The 16,374-nt window shown below is 74.4% G+C and carries 10 protein-coding genes and 1 pseudogene; 3 read left to right on the top strand and 8 right to left on the bottom strand.

The window, feature by feature from the left end; all coding sequences use genetic code 11:
- Window positions 1–3: 3 nt before the first annotated feature.
- The 3 genes from Q8A52_RS32030 to Q8A52_RS32020 form a co-directional block, all read right to left on the bottom strand.
- Entirely contained in the window at window positions 4–2,013 is a 2,010-nt protein-coding gene (locus tag Q8A52_RS32030; protein ID WP_316757795.1) for an ATP-binding protein, read from the bottom strand.
- Window positions 2,010–2,702, bottom strand: coding sequence for a DUF4255 domain-containing protein (locus Q8A52_RS32025; RefSeq protein ID WP_316757793.1), 693 nt, complete (start codon window positions 2,700–2,702; stop codon window positions 2,010–2,012). Before Q8A52_RS32025 ends, Q8A52_RS32030 begins: the two co-directional genes overlap by 4 nt.
- A 211-nt stretch (window positions 2,703–2,913) precedes the next feature.
- The gene (locus tag Q8A52_RS32020) at window positions 2,914–3,582 is read right to left on the bottom strand and encodes a helix-turn-helix transcriptional regulator (protein WP_316757791.1); all 669 of its coding nucleotides are present in this window, start codon (window positions 3,580–3,582) and stop codon (window positions 2,914–2,916) included.
- 268 nt (window positions 3,583–3,850) lie between these two features.
- On the opposite strand from Q8A52_RS32020, the gene Q8A52_RS32015 reads away from it, so the two are divergent.
- Window positions 3,851–6,655: a helix-turn-helix transcriptional regulator gene (locus tag Q8A52_RS32015; RefSeq protein WP_316757788.1), complete on the top strand. Its 2,805-nt coding sequence runs from the start codon at window positions 3,851–3,853 to the stop codon at window positions 6,653–6,655.
- Here Q8A52_RS32015 and Q8A52_RS32010 read toward each other — a convergent pair.
- Window positions 6,652–11,772: a hypothetical protein gene (locus Q8A52_RS32010; protein ID WP_316757786.1), complete on the bottom strand. Its 5,121-nt coding sequence runs from the start codon at window positions 11,770–11,772 to the stop codon at window positions 6,652–6,654. The genes Q8A52_RS32015 and Q8A52_RS32010 overlap by 4 nt on opposite strands.
- Window positions 11,773–11,961: 189 nt before the next feature.
- Here Q8A52_RS32010 and Q8A52_RS32005 point away from each other — a divergent pair, with 189 nt between their 5' ends.
- On the top strand, window positions 11,962–12,483 hold the full coding sequence (locus tag Q8A52_RS32005; protein ID WP_316757784.1) for a hypothetical protein: 522 nt from the start codon (window positions 11,962–11,964) through the stop codon (window positions 12,481–12,483).
- Between the two features lie 85 nt (window positions 12,484–12,568).
- On the opposite strand, the gene Q8A52_RS32000 is transcribed toward Q8A52_RS32005, so the two are convergent.
- From Q8A52_RS32000 to Q8A52_RS31990, 3 genes and pseudogenes are all read right to left on the bottom strand, one after another.
- A complete protein-coding gene (locus Q8A52_RS32000) occupies window positions 12,569–12,796 on the bottom strand; it encodes a glycerophosphodiester phosphodiesterase (protein WP_408649287.1) in 228 nt (75 codons plus the stop codon).
- A gap of 25 nt (window positions 12,797–12,821) precedes the next feature.
- Complete coding sequence (locus Q8A52_RS31995) at window positions 12,822–13,529, bottom strand: glycerophosphodiester phosphodiesterase (protein ID WP_316757783.1); 708 nt, start codon at window positions 13,527–13,529, stop codon at window positions 12,822–12,824.
- Window positions 13,530–13,548: 19 nt separating this feature from the next.
- Window positions 13,549–14,730 (bottom strand): annotated as a pseudogene (locus Q8A52_RS31990) (adenosine deaminase).
- A 15-nt stretch (window positions 14,731–14,745) separates the two neighbouring features.
- On the opposite strand from Q8A52_RS31990, the gene Q8A52_RS31985 reads away from it, so the two are divergent.
- Window positions 14,746–15,669 (top strand): DUF4190 domain-containing protein, encoded by a 924-nt coding sequence (locus Q8A52_RS31985; RefSeq protein WP_316757781.1) that lies wholly within the window; start codon window positions 14,746–14,748, stop codon window positions 15,667–15,669.
- Window positions 15,670–15,740: 71 nt separating this feature from the next.
- Here Q8A52_RS31985 and Q8A52_RS31980 read toward each other — a convergent pair whose 3' ends face one another.
- Window positions 15,741–16,301, bottom strand: a complete 561-nt coding sequence (locus Q8A52_RS31980; RefSeq protein ID WP_316757779.1) for an NADAR family protein — start codon at window positions 16,299–16,301, stop codon at window positions 15,741–15,743.
- Window positions 16,302–16,374: the final 73 nt, after the last annotated feature.

Below are 16,374 nucleotides of genomic sequence, written 5' to 3'. Positions count from 1 at the left end.
CCGTTACCAGGAGCCCTCGCCCGGCAGCAGGCGGCCCGCCTTGCGGTACTCGCGGCGGGCGCCCTCCAGGAGGTCGGCCGTGGTGACCGGGCCGGCGCGGTCCGCGGCGAGGTAGGCGGCGGTCACCACGGCGCTGCGGATGGAGCCGCCCGAGAGCTCGAAGTCGGCGGCCACCGGACCGGGGTCGATGCCGTCCGCGCGGGGCACGTGGGACAGGCTGTGCCGCCACAGGGCCAGGCGCTGTTCCGCGTCCGGGAACGGGAAGTCGACGACCAGGTCCAGTCGCCGGGTGAACGCCTCGTCGATGTTGGCGCGCAGATTCGTGGTGAGCAGGGCGATGCCGTCGAAGGACTCCAGACGCTGGAGCAGATAGGCGCTCTCCATGTTGGCGTACCGGTCGTGCGAGTCCTTCACCTCGGACCGTTTGCCGAACACGGCGTCCGCTTCGTCGAAGAGGAGCACGGCGTCGGTGCGGTCGGCCTCGGTGAAGATGCGCTCCAGGTTCTTCTCCGTCTCGCCGACGTACTTGTCCACCACGGAGGACAGCTGAACCACATAGAGGTCGAGGCCCAGTTCGGCGGCGACGACCTCGGCGGAGAGGGTCTTGCCGGTGCCCGACTCGCCCGCGAACAGACCGAGCACGCCCCGGCCCCGGCCGCCGCCCGCGCTCAGTCGCCAGTCGCCGAGGACACGGTCGCGATGGCGGGCGCGCAGGGCGAGTTCCCGCAGCTGGGTCAGGGGCCGCTCGGGCAGCACCAGGTCCTGCCAGTCGACGGCGGGACGGATCCGGCGGGCGTGCCGCTCCAGCCCCGACGCGGACTGCTGCCGGGCGGCGAGACGCAGGTGGGCGGGGGAGAGCGCGGTGCCGTCGAAGCCGGCAAGGCCCTGGGCGGCTTCGACGGCGCGGGCGACGCGGTCGCCGGGCAGGTGGTAGGGGGCGACCGTGGCGGCCAGATCGAAGCCGGGCTCCTCGCCCAGCGCGGCCGACCAGGTGCGCACCGTCCCCGTGCGGTGCCGCGGCACCTCCAGCACGAGGGGATCGCGGTCGCTCCAGTGCGGGTCGTACGGGTTCCGCCCGGTGATCAGCACGGGCACGTCGAGGGCCGCGACCAACTCCCGGATGAGCGGCTCGGGTTGGTCCGGGAGTCCGGTGACGACCACTGCCCGGCCGCTGAGCCGGGCTTCCCGCAGCAGGTCGGGCACCCGGTCCCCGGGGCCGGTGAAGCACAGGGCGGACACACCGGCCGTGCGCAGCGCGGCGGCGACACAGGCCGGCCCGTCGCCCTCGTGGCCCTCACGGAGGTAGGCGGTCAGCGCAGGCCCGGCCGTGAGCCGGGCGGCCAGCCGGTGCGTGAAGCGGATGAACTCCTCGTCGTCACCGTGGGACGGCGGTGGCGCGGGCAGCGGCCTGAGATGTCCGGCGAGTGCGGCGTCGGGGGTGTCGTCGCCGAGCAGATGGGCCACCAGCCGGTCGGGCACCCGCAACGAGCGGCTCAGGAAGGGGCGTTCGGACTCCTCCACGGTGAGCAGCCCCAGCGCGGACAGCGGCGCGGCGGGATGCAGCCGGGCCCGTGCCCCCGCCGAGTGGACGGGCACACCGCACAGGTCGAGGGCGAGGGCGACGGTGGCCCGCCGTCGGCTGACGTCGTCGTTGAGGTACCCGTACAGCGGCTCGAACGCGCGGTCCAGATCGGGGGCGAGCGCGATGAGAAGCAGCCCGGCGTCGAGTTCGGTGAGGCCGAGACGTGCCGCCAGTGCGGCCAGACGGTCCTCGGGTGCCTCGTCCGGCGCGGGAAGGGGGAGCGGCGGTGGCTCGACCGGGAGCAGCAGATGCCGTACGGCCTCCTCCGACAGGTAGAGGCCGCGCAGCGGGTCGGTGGCCGTGGGGTCGTCGGCGGCGCGGTGGTCCACCAGCAGCGCGACCCGGTCGCGCAGCGCCGCGAGGCGGGCGAGGAGCGCGGCGGCCGGGTCGGACTCCGTCACGTCGTACGGCGCCGGGGTCCACGTGGTCATGCCGTACCGTCCGTACCCGGGCCAGGCCGGACCGTCTTCCGGGCGTCCCGGGCGTCCCGGGCGGCCGCGATCCGGCGCGGCCGGTGCGCGCGCTCCTCCGGTCCCGGACCGGTGCCGTCCAGGGTGCGCACGCGGACCGCCGCGCCCTCGGTGACCGGCGGCCCGGCGTCGTACTCGGGGTAGGCCGGGAACGGGGCGGTGATCACCAGGTCGAGGGACGGCTTGAGTTCACCCCCGAGCGCGGACCAGATCTCCGCCAGGGAGCGGGACTCCGTCTGGATGCCGGCCACCGACACGGGCACGGTCATGCCCAACGCCCCGAGCGCACCGGGAAGTTCGGAAGGCGGCAGCAGCTCGCGCGGGATCAGCGTGGCCAGCACGGCCGACAGCAGCCGGTGTTCGTCCTGGGGCTGCTTCGTCCAGGCCGTCACCAGGTACGACAGCCGGAACCAGCGCGGGGGCTGGCGGCGCTTGACGATCACGTCCCGTTCGTCGACCACGGGGACGTGTCCGCGCTGGCGGCGGTTGACGTCCTCCCGGATGTCGTACAAGTAGGCGTTGATGGTGGGCGCGTTGCGGCGGGCGGCCCAGTCGCGGGTGGGCGCGTCGAAGGCGACGTCGATGCCGGATCCGGCGAGGGCGCCGCCGGAGAGCAGGGTCTTGAGGACCTCGTCCACTTCGTGGATCACCGTCGTGCTCCCGCCCTGCCGTGCCCGGCTCCGCCCGTCACTCTTGTCGCATGGCCGTGAAGGCGTCCTTTCCAGCCTTCTTCCGTGATGGTGAAGACCGTTGCCGCCCGGTCCGATCCTCCCCGCCCCCGGTTCGCCACCGCAGGCGCGGCGGGGACGGCGGCGGGGCAGAGCGGACTGCCCGCGGGGCCGGTCCCGATTGCCCGTCCGGTCAGATGTAGCCTTCCCGCAGGGCATGTGCCACCGCATGCGCCCGGTTGCGCAGGTGCAGTCGGGTGGTCAGCCCGTGCATGACGTTTTTGACGGTGCGTTCGGAGTAGGACAGCTTGCTCGCGATCTCCCCGGTGTCGAATCCGTCGGCGATCAGCCGCAACACGTCCACCTCGCGCGGTGTCAGACCCGATGCGGGGGCGCCGGGCCGACCGGACGCGTTGCGGTGCAGCGAGCCCACCTGGCTGATGAGCCGGCCGAGCAGATCGGCGGGCAGATCGCCGTCGCCGCGCGCGGCCGCGAGCACGGCCTGCAGCAGACGGTGGGCGGTGGCCTCGTGGCGCCACACGATGGCGCCCACCCCGCACTCGATCACGTCCAGCAGCTCGGCCTCCCGCAGGGAGCGCACCACGAGCACCGCGCGGGCGCCTTCGCTGCGCACCAGCCGGCGCAGCCGGGTCAGCGTGGCCTCGTCGAGCACGTCGTCGACGAGCAGTGCCACCGTGTCGGGGCCCGAGCCGCTCTCCTCGCGCAACTCGACGTCCGGGTACGGGCGGAGCTGGCTGAGTACTCCCTCGCGCAGGATCGGGTCCGAGGTGTGCACCGCCACCGGCACCCGCTCGACGGAGTCGGCCGTGCCGGTGCGGGTGGTCCGCGGTGAGCTGAGCAAGCGTTTCCCCCATGTCCACGTGCACGCCACCTCTGTGGGGTCGGTGACAGGCGTGTGTACTTCACACTCGTGTGGCGGACGGGACGGACACAATCGTGGAGCACCACGAGCAACACCACGAGAACGCCGTACGACTACCACGACGGTGTGCGACCGGCCGGTTCCATCTGCCCCGCGGCGCGCCGCCGTGGGACTTCTCACGCCACCGTGGTTCCGTGGTGGCCGTCCTGGAGTGCGGGAGACGTGACGTCGAACCGGGGAGGCTGGGATGTCCGGACCACGAGGTGAAGGGCCGCGCGAGCACCGGGAGGCCACCGCGCTGCTCGCCGCAGGTGCCGCCCGTGCCCGGTCCGGCGCCGGCGGCCTGGTCCTGCTGCGCGGTGCCACCGGCACCGGCCGGACCACCGTGCTGGAGGCCGCGGTCGAGGACGCCGCCGCCCAGGGCATGCGGGTGCTGCGCGCCCGCTGCGCACCGGGCGACGCGGCCGTCCCCTTCGCCGCCGCACGCCAACTCCTCGGCGTGACGGCGGAGTTCGAGCCCAACGACGGGCCCGACGAAGAACGCGAGCGGGCCGCCCTGCTGTGGCGGACGCTGCACGGCCACGCCGAGGAGACCCCGTTGCTGGTCGCCGTGGACGACGTCCACCTCGCCGACGCACCTTCCTACCGCTGGCTGGTGGAGTCCGCCCGGCACGTGGACCGGTTAACGCTGCCGATCCTGTTCGCGGTCACCGAACGCAGCCAGTACGACGTCGGTCCGCCCGCGCCGGGCTTCACCCACACCCTCTCGCCCGCCCTGGTGCACACCCACACCCTCGCCCCGCTCACCACGGAGTCGGCGGCCCTGCTGGTGCGCGCCGACGTGCCCGCAGCGCCCCGCACCTGGGTCGACGGCTGTGTACGGGCCGGCGCCGGCAGCCCGCTGCTGCTGCGTGCCCTGCTCCACGACCTCGGCGACCCCGGCCGGCACCCGGCCGTGCCGGGGACCGTCGCGGCGCTGTACCCGGGTGCCTATCCCGCGGCCGTCTCGTGGTGGCTGGACAGCGCCGGGCCCGGCACGGCCGAGGTGGCCCGGGCGCTGGCCGTCCTGGAAGACGGCTGGGACCGCGGACAGCCGGCCGACGGCCCCGGCCGGTCGGCGGAGGAACTGGGCGAGCTGCTCGCCGAACTGGCGGGCGCCGACCCGGCCCGGGTGGCCGGCTGGCTCACCGCCATGACCGGCCTGGGACTGCTGCGCGCCGACCCGGACGGCCGCCCCCGCTACGCCCATCCGCTGCTGCGGGACGCGGTGCTCACCGGTGTGCCCGAGGTGCGGCGGCGCGCGGCGCACCGGGCGGCGGCCGAGGTGATGATGCGCCGGGGCGCCCCCTCCGGGGCGATGGCCCGTCAGCTGCTGCTCTCCGGGCCGCTGGACGCCGCCTGGGCGCCGGGCGTGCTGCAGGAGGCCGCCTCCCGCGCCGTACGCGAAGGCCGGGTCGACGACGCCGTGGCGTTTCTGCGCCGGGCCCTCGACGAGCCGCTGTCCGACGACCGCCGGCAACGGCTGCTGACCGAGCTCGGTTCCCTGGAGTGCGCGGGCCAGGGCGCGGAGGCCGGGATTCCGCGGCTCACCGAGGCGCTGCGGATCCCCGGCGCCCCGCAGGACCGGGTGCGTGCGGCCGTCGCCCTGGGCACCGCCCTGGCCGGGCGCGGCAGGATCCGCGCCGCCGTGGAGGTGCTGCGGACGGTGTACGGCCAGCTCGCCGAGGAGCGCCCCGACCTGGCCGGCGCGCTGCGCACCGCCTCCGCCCTGCTGTCCGACGGGGACCAGGCGGTCCGCCGGGACGTGTACCGATGGCTGTGCGAGACCGCCGAGCACTCCCCGCAGCTGGTCGGCCCCGCCACCCGGACTCTGCTCGTACGGCACGCCGCCACCGCCGGGCTGATCTCGGCGGACGAGGCGATGCGGCGGGTGCGCGAGCTGCTCGCCGAGCCGGCCGACCCGCTGACCGAGCCCTTCCTGCTGGGGACCGCCGCCACGGTCGCCCAGTGGGCCGACGAACTCGACGAGGCCGACCGCCTCGTGGACCGCGGTCTGGCCGGTCAGCGCCCCGACCTGCTGCACCCCATGCATCAGGCGCTGCTCAACACACGGGCCGACATCGTCGCGGCGCGCGGCGAATTCGGACGGCTGCCGGCCGAGCCGCCGGTCAGCCCGGACGCGGGACCCGCCAACGCGCACGCCCACACCCTGATCGCGCTCGTGCAGCTGGACCGCGGGACCGAGGCGCGGCGGCTCGCGGACGGCTTCGACCTGAAGGCGGCGCCCGACTCCTGGGAACTCAACCGGTTCCTGTACGCGCGGGGTGTGCAGCGTGCCGACGCCGGAGACCCGGCGGGGGCCCTGCACGACTTCCTGGAGTGCGGCCGGCGCCAGTCGGCCCGCGAGGTGGTCAGTCCGGTCGTCACCCCGTGGCGCTCGGCAGCCGCCGAGTGCCGGCTCGCCCTCGGCAGCCCCCGGGAGGCACTGGCCCTGGCCGAGGAGGAACTGCGCCTGGCCCGGGTGTGGGGAACCCCGCGCACGGTGGGCCGTGCCCTGCGGGTGCTGGGTACGGTCACCGGCGGCCGCCGGGGCCTGGAACTGGCCGACGAGGCCGTGGGGCTGCTGCGCGACGCGCCGGCCGGCACGGAGCCGGAGCTGGTGGCCGCGCTGCTCGCGCAGGGCCGGCAGCTGACCGCCGCCGGGGAGCGCGTCCGGGCCCGGGAATGTCTGCGGGAGGCGGCCGAACGGGCCGAACGGCTGGGCGCGCTGCGGCTGCGGGCGCTCGCCGAGGAGGCGCTGCGGGAGGGCGGCGCCCGGCGCACCGCCGCCCCGCGCACCGGCTCCGGGTCCCTGACGGGCAGCGAACTGCGGATCGCCCAACTCGCCGCGGACGGCCGCACGAACACCGAGATAGCGGGCCTGCTGCATCTCGCCCGGCGCACCGTGGAGACCCATCTCACCAGCACCTACAAGAAGCTGGGCATCCGGCGGCGCGGCGAACTGCGCCGGGCGCTGGCCGGGGACCAGCCGTTCGGCAGGGCCTGGAACTAACTGGCGGGCGGCACGGGTGCGGCGGCCCTGCGCAGCCCCAGGTGGTCCTGCGGGTCCGTGAGCCGGTCGTCCTGTGCCGCCAGCATGCGCCGGACCACGGGCGCCGGCATCCGGATCACCACCGGCCGCGGCAGCGTCAGCTCCCGTACGGCGGTGGCCGTACGGCCGGAGCGCACCCGGTCGGTCACCCGTGCCACCACCCGCACGTCCAGCGTGAACTGGACGAGGACCGACTCGGACTTGGGTTTGTGCAGCGGCATCGAACCGGAGGAGTTCGCCGCGGCGTCGCTCATGCCGCCCGAGCCGCCCGCGTTGCCCATCAGCTGGTTGAGCCGGAACTCGTCGGCGTTCAGCAGCCCCGCGCCGAACAGCCCGCGCGCCTGCCTGCCGTGCTCGGCGGAGCTCTGGCCGTCCGTCTGGGTGGGACGGGGCGCCGCCGGATGACTCTGGCCCACCGTCTCGAAGGTCATCTTGTCGCCGACGCCCAGCACCCGCCCCTCGCGCAGCCGCGCATGCAGGGACGCGCGCAGGTCCTGGCCCTCGGCGCCGCTCGCGTGCACCGGCGGCAGATCCGCTCCGGCGGAGGTCAGCAGCGGCAGCGCCGCGATCAGCCACTCGGTGGAGACAGCCTCGTTCAGGGTGTACGCGGCGGCCTGCCCCGTTCGCCGGAAGCGGTCACCGCCACCCGCCTCCCGGACGGCCGCGGTCACCAACTCCCGCACCTGTGGCGCACCTTGGAAGCCGTTCACCTGCGCCTCCATCGGCAGTCGCACCCCGCCCGAGCGCCAGGCGCCGAGTCCGGCCGGCCGGTCGCCGCGCGCGGCGGCGGCCGGCCGGGGGACGACCACCCGGTCGAGCGCGGCGAGGTCGCTCTCCAGGACGCGGTGGACGAGCGATCTGCGGCCCGTCGAGGCCAGGCCCAGGCGGGCGTTGCCCCGATGGAGTTCCAGGGTCGCCTCGATCGGCACGCGCATCCGCGCCGACTTCGCGGTCTTGGCCTCCGCGACCGTCTTCATGCCCAGCTGGCCCCGCCCGACGGCACCGCGGCGCCGGGAGTCGCCCGAGGCGACACCGAGCCCCGCCGCCCCTCCGGTGCTCTTCAACTGCCCCGCTCCGCCGTCCGGTTTGCCGGACCCGGCGAGGATGCCCTCCATGCCGGTGGTCACGCCCTCGTCGTGCGAGGTGGCCTGCTGGGCGGTCGCCGAGGTGATGTACTCCATGTCCCGGCCGTCGTCGGCCGCACCGTCGAAGACGCCGGCACCCCTGCGGCCGACCTTGAACACCGCCCAGTACGGGGTGCGCCGGCCGTCGAACAGCTCGACCGTGACACCGCCGTCCATGGCGCCGGACAACAGCCCGGCGGAACCGTCCCGGTCCAGGACGCGCAGCAGCCGCTGCACATTGTCATTGCGGTCCATCAGCTGCTGCTTCGGCAACAGCTCGTCGGCGAGGTCCCCCCGGCCCCCGAGGGCGAGGCTGCGGCGCAGCCGCTCCAGCAGGATCACGAAGTCGGGCAGCTCCTCGATCATGCCGAAGCCGAGGGGGAGGCCCGCGGCCAGGGTCGGGGAGGGGCGCGGGGGCGCGGCGGAGGAGGCCGCCGCCGTGCCGTGCGCCGTGGCCGCGGCGCGTGCGGCGGCCGTCCTCGAACTCTCCGGCCTGCTCCCGGCCCGGTCGGCGTCCGCCCGCGTCCCGTCCCCGTCGAGCTTCAGCGCCCCCCGCGCGGACTCGGGCAGCTTCACCCGTGCCGCCCGCAGCTGCTGGGCGGTCAGCCACACCGCCGCGGTCGCGGGCAGCGTCCGGGCCGCCGTTGCCACATACGGGCCGCCGCCGGTGACCTTGACCTCCGCCACCATGGTGACCAGCAGGTCGCACTGCACCAGATACAGCGCCGCCTTCTTCGGCGTGTGGGCATTGCGCTCCACCGTGCCTGCCACGGTGAACGCCTCGGCGTCGCCCTCGCCCTTGGTCCGGTACGTCGAAAGGCCCTGACCCGTGCGCCACTCGGGGCCGTTCTCCGAGCCGGTGGCGCCGAACTGCACGGTGCTGCTCGTGCCGTGCCCCTGCTGGCCGCCCGCCTGATGGCCGCCGAGCACGAAGGTCTCCGTGCCGGGGCCCGCGCCCTCGTGCACCAGCCGGGGGTTGGCCAGCGCGAGCCGGGTGCCGACCGCGCCGTTCAGCGCGGCCAGGCGGCGCGGGTAGCGCAGGTTCTTCACCACCCATCCCGAGGACGCCGCCTGCCGCAGCGACGCGGTGATCGCCTGCGGGCTGAACCGCTCCTCGATCGCCAGCCGCGGGGCGAGCCCCTCCGTCTCCAGCGCCGGGTCCTCGCGCACGCCCTTGTTGCGGGCCGCGGCCTGGGACAGCAGCCGGAAGGCGAGGTCCCGCACCGGCCGGCCGTCGCCGAGCGTCTCCACGAGCTGCCAGTCCCGCAGCACCCGCCCGGCCGCCGGCCGCGGGGCCGCCGCGGCGAGGTCGCCGATGCCCGCGGCCTCGACGGTCCGCGCGGGGCCGGGAGCCTGCGCGCCGGCCGCGTCGAGCCGCCGCTTCTCGTCCCCGTCCAGGGTGAATTCGGTCGCCGTGAGCAGCCGTACGTCCTGCTCGTCCAGGTGCAGCCCCGCCAGCGGCCTGGCCTCCGGCGCGTGCCGGCCGGCGGAACCCGGGGTGAGGCCGCGGGCGAGCTTGCGCTGCCGGGAGGTCATGGTGACGTCCACGTCCAGCCGCAGGGCGGCTCCGAAGGCGGCCGCCTTGTCCGACCCGTTGGTGAGGACGTCGGTACGGGTGGTGGGGCCGGCCTGGTTGCGCCGCGTGCCGGTGCTGGTGCGCTCGTAACGGGCCGCGCCGGTCAGCACGCCGGGAACCAGCCGGGCCTGCGCCAGGACCAGGCCGCCGATCGAGCGCGAACTGCTGCGCCCGCTCTGCAGGTTGCCGGCGACGCCGGAGTGGCTGCGCACCAGCCAGTCGTCGATGTCGCCGAGATAGCCGGTCTCGCGCAGCGCGCCCCTGACCCGTATCTGGACGTCGTGCGCATGCATCGTGGTCTTGCGGCGCAGCCGCACCCGGATGCCGGTGGACAGCAACTGGTCCTTGTTGACGCGCAGGTTGGTCTCCGAGAGGGCGGCCATCAGCTCGCGATGATTGCGCCGCTGGACCTCCGCCTCCTCCCGGCTGGTGTGCCCCGAGGGTGCCGCGGTGCCGAAGCCGGGCAGATAGCCGGCCAGGCGCGGATCTGTGGCGAACAGCTCCTGGACGGCCCGCACCATGGGCCCGGTGTCCAGCCGGCTGAGCGCGACACTGGACCCCATGCCCCCGAAGGGCAGATGACGCTCGACGTCCTCCTCGCTCTCCGCGCCGTCCGGACCCCGCGTCGTGCGCTTCGGCTTGGTGACGAAGTCGCCCGCCGTCACGCCGGGCGGCAACGGCAGGCCGAGCTCCTGCGCCTCGTCGGCGCGCAGCCCGAGCCAGACGTTCATCGTGTGCTGCGCGGTGCGGGACGCGGGGTCGAGGATCATCCCGGGCGAGCGCGGCCCCGTACCCTCCACGGTGAGCCGTACGGTCCCCAGGTAGAGCACCTTTCCGCCGCGGACCTCGGCACCCTGCCGGCTGGAGACGGTCTGCTCGGTGACGGTGAACCGGGCCTTGCGGGCCGCGGCGACCGGCATGGCGGTGGCCCGGACGACGGCCGCGTTGCCGGACGCGCCGACGCCGATCGCCGGGCCCAGACCGGCCGCGCCCGCCCGTCCCTTGCCCGCGGTCTCGGTGACCGTGTGCTGGGTCTGCTGGTGGGTGCGCAGCTGGGTGGCGCCGGTGCTCCAGGCCGGGGTGAGGCCGGTGAGGGCGGCGCGTATGCGGTAACTGCCCGCGGTGTGCCCGTCCTTGGACTGCAGATCCTCGCCGACGACGCCGTCCCGCAGCAGCCGGGGCAGGTCCTCCAGGACGGTCGTGGTGGATGTCGCCTCGTAAAGCCGGGCCCGGCCGGGCGCGCCGGGCGCGGTCAGGGAGGGGTGCAGAACGGAGACGACGGCGTCGAACAGTCCGCCGCCGCCCTGGTGCGGGGCTGCGGCGTCGGTCACGCCGACCGGCGCCAGTGAGTCGGCGAGCGAGACCCGTCGGGCGCTGTCCCCGGTCACGGGCTGCGGCGCTCGGGGCGCCCCCGTGCCCGCCGGGATCAGATGCTCGGTCGGCACCCGCTGGGTGAGCGTGCCCGAGCCGCGGAAGGTCTGCGCGTCCCCGCTGCCGTGCCGTTCGACCCGTACGCCGTACCGCACCTTGCGCGGCACCTCGACCGAGCCCTTGTCGCTGCGCAGTACGCGCGGCTCGGCCACGTTCCGCTGACTGCGGGACTCGCGCGACGACTGCCACGGCTGCGCGCTGCCCATCGCCGCCGCACCCAGCCACAGCCCCGGCGCCACGGGCGCGAGCCCGAAGGCCATACCGCCCGCGCCCTTGCTCGACGAACCTCCCGCGGTGCTGCTCACGGTCGCCGCGGTGTTGTGCTGGACGTCGACCTTGGTGTCCTTGCCCTCGGCCTCGTCGAGCTCCGCCGCGGGTGCCCCGCTCGGATCCGGGACGGCCTGTGCGAGGGAGTCCCTGGGATGGAAGACGGGTGGCTGGTCGTCGGGTGCCGGCGCGATGGTCACGGTGACGTCGAACCAGGCGCCGCCGTCCTTGTCCCGGACGGCGAAGGCGCGGCCCTGCCCGTAGAACGTCTCCGGCCGTCCGGCGAGTTCGGCGGCGATGTCGGCGACGGTTCCGTCGCCGTGCCCGACCACCGCCGCGACCGCGTTGCCGACGAACTCGTGGCCGGTCGGCCCGTACGCCGTGGACAGCCCTGCCGCCTCCAGGTCCAGCAGGTACGGGGGCAGGACGAGCCCCTGCTCGGCGCGTTCGTCGACGAGCGGCGGCGGGGCGGCGGGCCGCTGTCGGCGCCCGCCGCGGGAGACGCCCTCCTGGCCGTGCCGCAATGCCTGGGTGGTGGCCGCGTTGCCCGCCGTCTGCTGGAAGGCGAGCAGAGCCTGGGGAGCGGTGCCGGAAGGGGCCGGTCCGGTGGGGCGAGGGCTGCGGGGCGTCTGCGGTGCGTCCCCGGTCCGGCCCTTCCCCGACTGCTGCTGTGTCCGCACCGCCTCAACGTAACCGCGGCCGGGACGGCGGGCGGGCCGTCCGCGGACTCCTGATCCTTTCGCCGCCCGGGCCACACCGGGACGTCAGCTCCCGTACACCTACCGGTCCGCATCGCCGCGGCCGTGACGGGCACGGCCGCCGCCCGAGGCAGTTTTGAACATGTTCAATTCTCGGCGTAGGCTCTGGTCATGAGCGACAGAGCCGCCCTTCTCAAGGGCATTCGCGTCTGGCTGGTCTCCTTCGTCGTGTGCCTGGTGCTCAGCGGTGCCACCGCCTTCCCGCTGGTGCACGAACTGCGCTGGACGGAGGACCTGTTGCGGTCCCTGTCCGTGCCGGAGCATCTGCCGGGGCTGATGGACTGGATCTCGCGGGTGCGGCGGGGGCTGGACGCCGTCGACGCCGAGTACCCCTTCGTGCTGTACGGCACGGACTGGCTGGCATTCGCGCACCTCGTCATCGCGGTCGCCTTCTACGGGCCCTACCGCGATCCGGTCCGCAACATCTGGGTGGTCGAGTTCGGGATGATCGCCTGTGCCGGGATCATCCCGCTCGCGCTGATCTGCGGACCGGTCCGCCAGATTCCCTTCTGGTGGAGCCTGATCGACATGTCGTTCGGGGTGTTCGGGGTCGTACCGCTGTACGTCGTCCGGAAGAAGATCAAGCGGCTGGAGGCGCTGACCCCGACTCCCGCGACGGCGCTTGCCACTTGAGCGCCGCCGGGGCGATCCGCTGGGACTCGGCACCCGTACCGCGGTACGTCACCCGGACGACCCCGGCCGACGCGGCGGCGGTCGCTCAGGGCTCGCGTGTGCAGCCCTCGTCGGCGTTGCGCAGCGCGCACAGGGTGTCGATGCGGTTCGTGGTGATGGAGTCGACGCCCAGGTCGACCAGGCGGCGCATGGAGCGGCGGGTGTCGGGGGTCCAGACGGACAGGAGGTGGCCGCCGCGGTGGACGCGGGCGGCGAGGTCGTGGTCCACCAGTGCGAAGCGGTAGTTGAGCCAGCGCGGACGCACCGCCTCCAGCAGCGCCGGACGCGGCGGCGGTCGCTCAGGGCTCGCGTGTGCAGCCCTCGTCGGCGTTGCGCAGCGCGCACAGGGTGTCGATGCGGTTCGTGGTGATGGAGTCGACGCCCAGGTCGACCAGGCGGCGCATGGAGCGGCGGGTGTCGGGGGTCCAGACGGACAGGAGGTGGCCGCCGCGGTGGACGCGGGCGGCGAGGTCGTGGTCCACCAGTGCGAAGCGGTAGTTGAGCCAGCGCGGACGCACCGCCTCCAGCAGCGCCGGACGCGGCGGCGCGAGGCTCTTCCAGGTCAGGGCGATCTCGGCGGACGGGTCGGCGGCGCGCACCGCGAGCATCGCCTCGGCGTCCGAGCAGTAGTAGGCGCGGTCCTGTGCCCCGCACTGGCGGACGACGTCCAGGACGGCGCGTGCGGTTCGGCGGTCGACCCGCCCCGGCAGGTCGACCAGCACCCGGCTGCCGTCCGTCGCGGCGAGCGCGTCCGCCAGCGTCGGCACCCCGCCCGCCGTGAGGCCGCGCACCTCGTCCGCCGACAGTGACCGCAGCGGCCGGTCGTGCTCCCACAGCCGCTTCAGCGTCTCGTCGTGGAGCAGCACCGGTACGTCGTCACGGGTGAGCCGTACGTCGAACTCGACCGCGTCCGCGCCCTGTTGGAGCGCGGAACGCAGCGAGTCGATCGTGTTCTCGCGGAAGCGGTAGGGGTCGCCGCGGTGGGCCACGGCGGTCAGCGTCTGCATGGGCCCATTGTGCTGGGCGTCAGGGCGCGAGCCACGCAGAGGTGTACGTGTCGATCTCCTCCGTGATCCGGGCCTTGCCCGCCGCGTCCAGGAAGGAGGCCTCCACCGCGTTCTTCGCCAGGCCGGCCAGGCCCTGCTCGTCGAGCTTGAGCAGCCGGGCGGCCACCGCGTACTCGCTGTTCAGGTCAGTGCCGAACATTGGCGGGTCGTCGGAGTTGATCGTGACCAGGACCCCGGCCCGGCTGAACTCCTTGATCGGGTGCTCGTCGAGCGTGCGTACCGCGCGGGTGGCGATGTTGGAGGTCGGGCAGACCTCCAGGGCGATGCGGTGCTCGGCGAGGTGGGCGAGCAGCTTCGGGTCCTGTGCGGAGCTGGTGCCGTGCCCGATGCGCTCGGCGCCCAGCTCCCGCAGGGCGTCCCAGACCGTCTCGGGGCCCGTCGTCTCGCCGGCGTGCGGCACGGACCGCAGCCCGGCGGCGATGGCGCGGTCGAAATACGGTTTGAACTGCGGCCTCGGTACGCCGATCTCCGGCCCGCCGAGCCCGAAGGACACCAGCCCCTCGGGGCGGATCCGGTCGTCGGTGGCGAGCCGTGCCGTCTCCTCGGCGGCCTCCAGACCCGCCTCGCCGGGGATGTCGAAGCACCACCGCAGCACGGTCCCGAACTCGGACTCGGCCGCCTTCCGGGCGTCCTCGATCGCGTCCATGAAGGCGCCCTCGTCGATGCCGCGCCGGGTAGAGGAGAACGGCGTGATGGTCAGCTCGGCGTAGCGCACCTGCTGCCGGGCCAGGTCACGTGCCACCTCGTAGGTCAGCAGACGTACGTCCTCCGGAGTGCGGATGAGGTCGACGACGGACAGATACACGTCGATGAAGTGGGCGAAGTCCGTGAAGGTGAAGTAGTCGGCCAGGGCCTCGGGGTCGGTGGGGACCTTGGAGTCGGGGTGGCGGGCGGCCAGCTCCGAGACGATGCGGGGGGAGGCGGAGCCGACGTGGTGGACGTGCAGTTCGGCCTTGGGCAGTCCGGCGATGAAGGCGTGCAGATCGCTGGCGGCGGTGTCGGTCAAGGGTTCCTCCCCGGGAACGGCGCCGGCGGACCGTGGTCCGGGCGCGGGTGATCGGCTGATCGGTGATCCGGGGTCATCGTAGGCCGGGCCCGAGAGCGGCGGGGACGCGCCGTAGCATGACGGAACGCAGAGCAGAGGGGGTCCCAGGCCATGGCCGACGAGGTGCCGCAGTCACCGGAGAACACCGCCGAGAACCGGTCGACTCCTCGGGACGACGCCTCGTACGACGGAGGCGGCCCGGGTCCCTGGGCACACCCCGCCGACCGGGGACCGGCCGACACGGTCCCGTCGTCCGGAACGCCCGGGCCGCCCGCGTGGGGCGCGGCCCCCGGGGTGCCCCTGGACAAGCCCGTGAGCGGGACCGGGGCCGAAGGCCCCGTGCCACCCACCGCGCACCGGTCCGACCCCAACCCCTGGGCGCCCCCGGCCGACGACCCCCCGGCGGCCCGCCCCGGCCCCGGCGACACGGTGTTCTCCGGCGGGGCCGGAACCCCGCCCCCGCCCGCCGTCCACGACCAGCGGACGATCACGTCCTTCCCGAACGAGCCCGCACCCCCGGCCTGGGCCAACCCCTTCGCGTCCCCGACGCCCCCGGCACCGGGCCCGTTCGCCCCGCCGACGCCCGCGTCCCCGGCCCAGAACCCCTTCGCCCCGCCCGCCGCGGCAGGCCCTCACCCCCAGGACGTCCCCGTTCCACCGCCCCCCATAGCCCCCGACGGCCCGGGTCAGGTGCCGTACGGCTACCCGGGCGGGCCCGCCGGGTACGGCTACCCGGCGCCGCACGGCGCCCCGGCCGGCTACTACGGATGGCCGGGCATGCAGCCCATGCCGAGCAACGGCATGGGTACGGCCGGACTGGTGCTGGGCATCCTGGCGGCCATCACCTTCTGCCTGTGGCCCGTGGCCCTGGTGCTGGGCGTGCTGGGCGTGATCTTCGGTGGGACAGGCCGCGGCAAGGCCCGCCGCGGTGAGGCCACGAACCCGGGTCAGTCCCTGGCCGGCATCATCTGCGGCTCCGCGGGCATCGTCCTCGCCCTGGTGATGCTCGCGTTCGAGATCGCGAACGCCACCTGACGTTCGCACGAGAGCCGAGGCTCGTGCGACAGCCGACGCTTCTACGAGAGCCGACGCCCGTACGAGAGACCTCAGGCGCCCCCGGCGATCCGCTCCCGTGCCTCCATCAACGCGAACCCCAGCAGGTTCGGCCCCCGCCACCGCTCCGGGTGCACCGCCGCCTCGTCGTCCGCCGCGAGCCCGATGCCCCACACGCGGTCGACGGGGCTTGCTTCCACCAGGACGCGATTGCCCGTGTTCAGCAGGAACCCGCGCAGGCCGGTGTCCGCGGTGAACTTGTGGACGCTGCCCTCCACGACGATCCGGAAGCGCTCCCGCTCCCATATCGCCTCGTCGAAGCCGCGCACCAGCCGCCCGGCATTCTTCGCCTGGGAGGGATGGCCGGCCGCCAGAATCCGTCGCTCCGCCTCCGCGTCCCCGAAGAGCCGCGCCTTGCCCGCCATCATCCAGTGCTCGGCCGTCGCGTATTCGACATCGTCGACCACGAACGGTGACGGCCACCACTGACTGAGACAGCTCGCCCCGATCTGCCCGTCCGGGCGCGGCCGGTGTCCCCAGAAGTGCAGGTATTTGATGCGCGAGCCCGCGCGAACCTCCCTGATCAGGGATTCCAAACTGTCGATCTTCCCCATGCATGCGAGTGTGGCACGCACCACTGACACTCCGTCCCGCCTTTTCCGTGCCGACTCGACACCTGGTCGACAG

The organism is Streptomyces herbicida, from assembly GCF_032656585.1.
In the GTDB taxonomy this organism is placed as follows: domain Bacteria; phylum Actinomycetota; class Actinomycetes; order Streptomycetales; family Streptomycetaceae; genus Streptomyces; species Streptomyces herbicida.
This window is presented reverse-complemented; position numbering and strand designations above follow the sequence as displayed.

What these genes read in the sequence shown, in the direction of transcription:
- Q8A52_RS32030 (WP_316757795.1), bottom strand. Translation starts at nt 2,013, where the DNA reads ATGACCACGTGGACCCCGGCGCCGTACGACGTGACGGAGTCCGACCCG.
- Q8A52_RS32015 (WP_316757788.1), top strand. Translation starts at nt 3,851, where the DNA reads ATGTCCGGACCACGAGGTGAAGGGCCGCGCGAGCACCGGGAGGCCACC.
- Q8A52_RS32005 (WP_316757784.1), top strand. Translation starts at nt 11,962, where the DNA reads ATGAGCGACAGAGCCGCCCTTCTCAAGGGCATTCGCGTCTGGCTGGTC.
- Q8A52_RS31995 (WP_316757783.1), bottom strand. Translation starts at nt 13,529, where the DNA reads ATGCAGACGCTGACCGCCGTGGCCCACCGCGGCGACCCCTACCGCTTC.
- Q8A52_RS31985 (WP_316757781.1), top strand. Translation starts at nt 14,746, where the DNA reads ATGGCCGACGAGGTGCCGCAGTCACCGGAGAACACCGCCGAGAACCGG.
- Q8A52_RS31980 (WP_316757779.1), bottom strand. Translation starts at nt 16,301, where the DNA reads ATGGGGAAGATCGACAGTTTGGAATCCCTGATCAGGGAGGTTCGCGCG.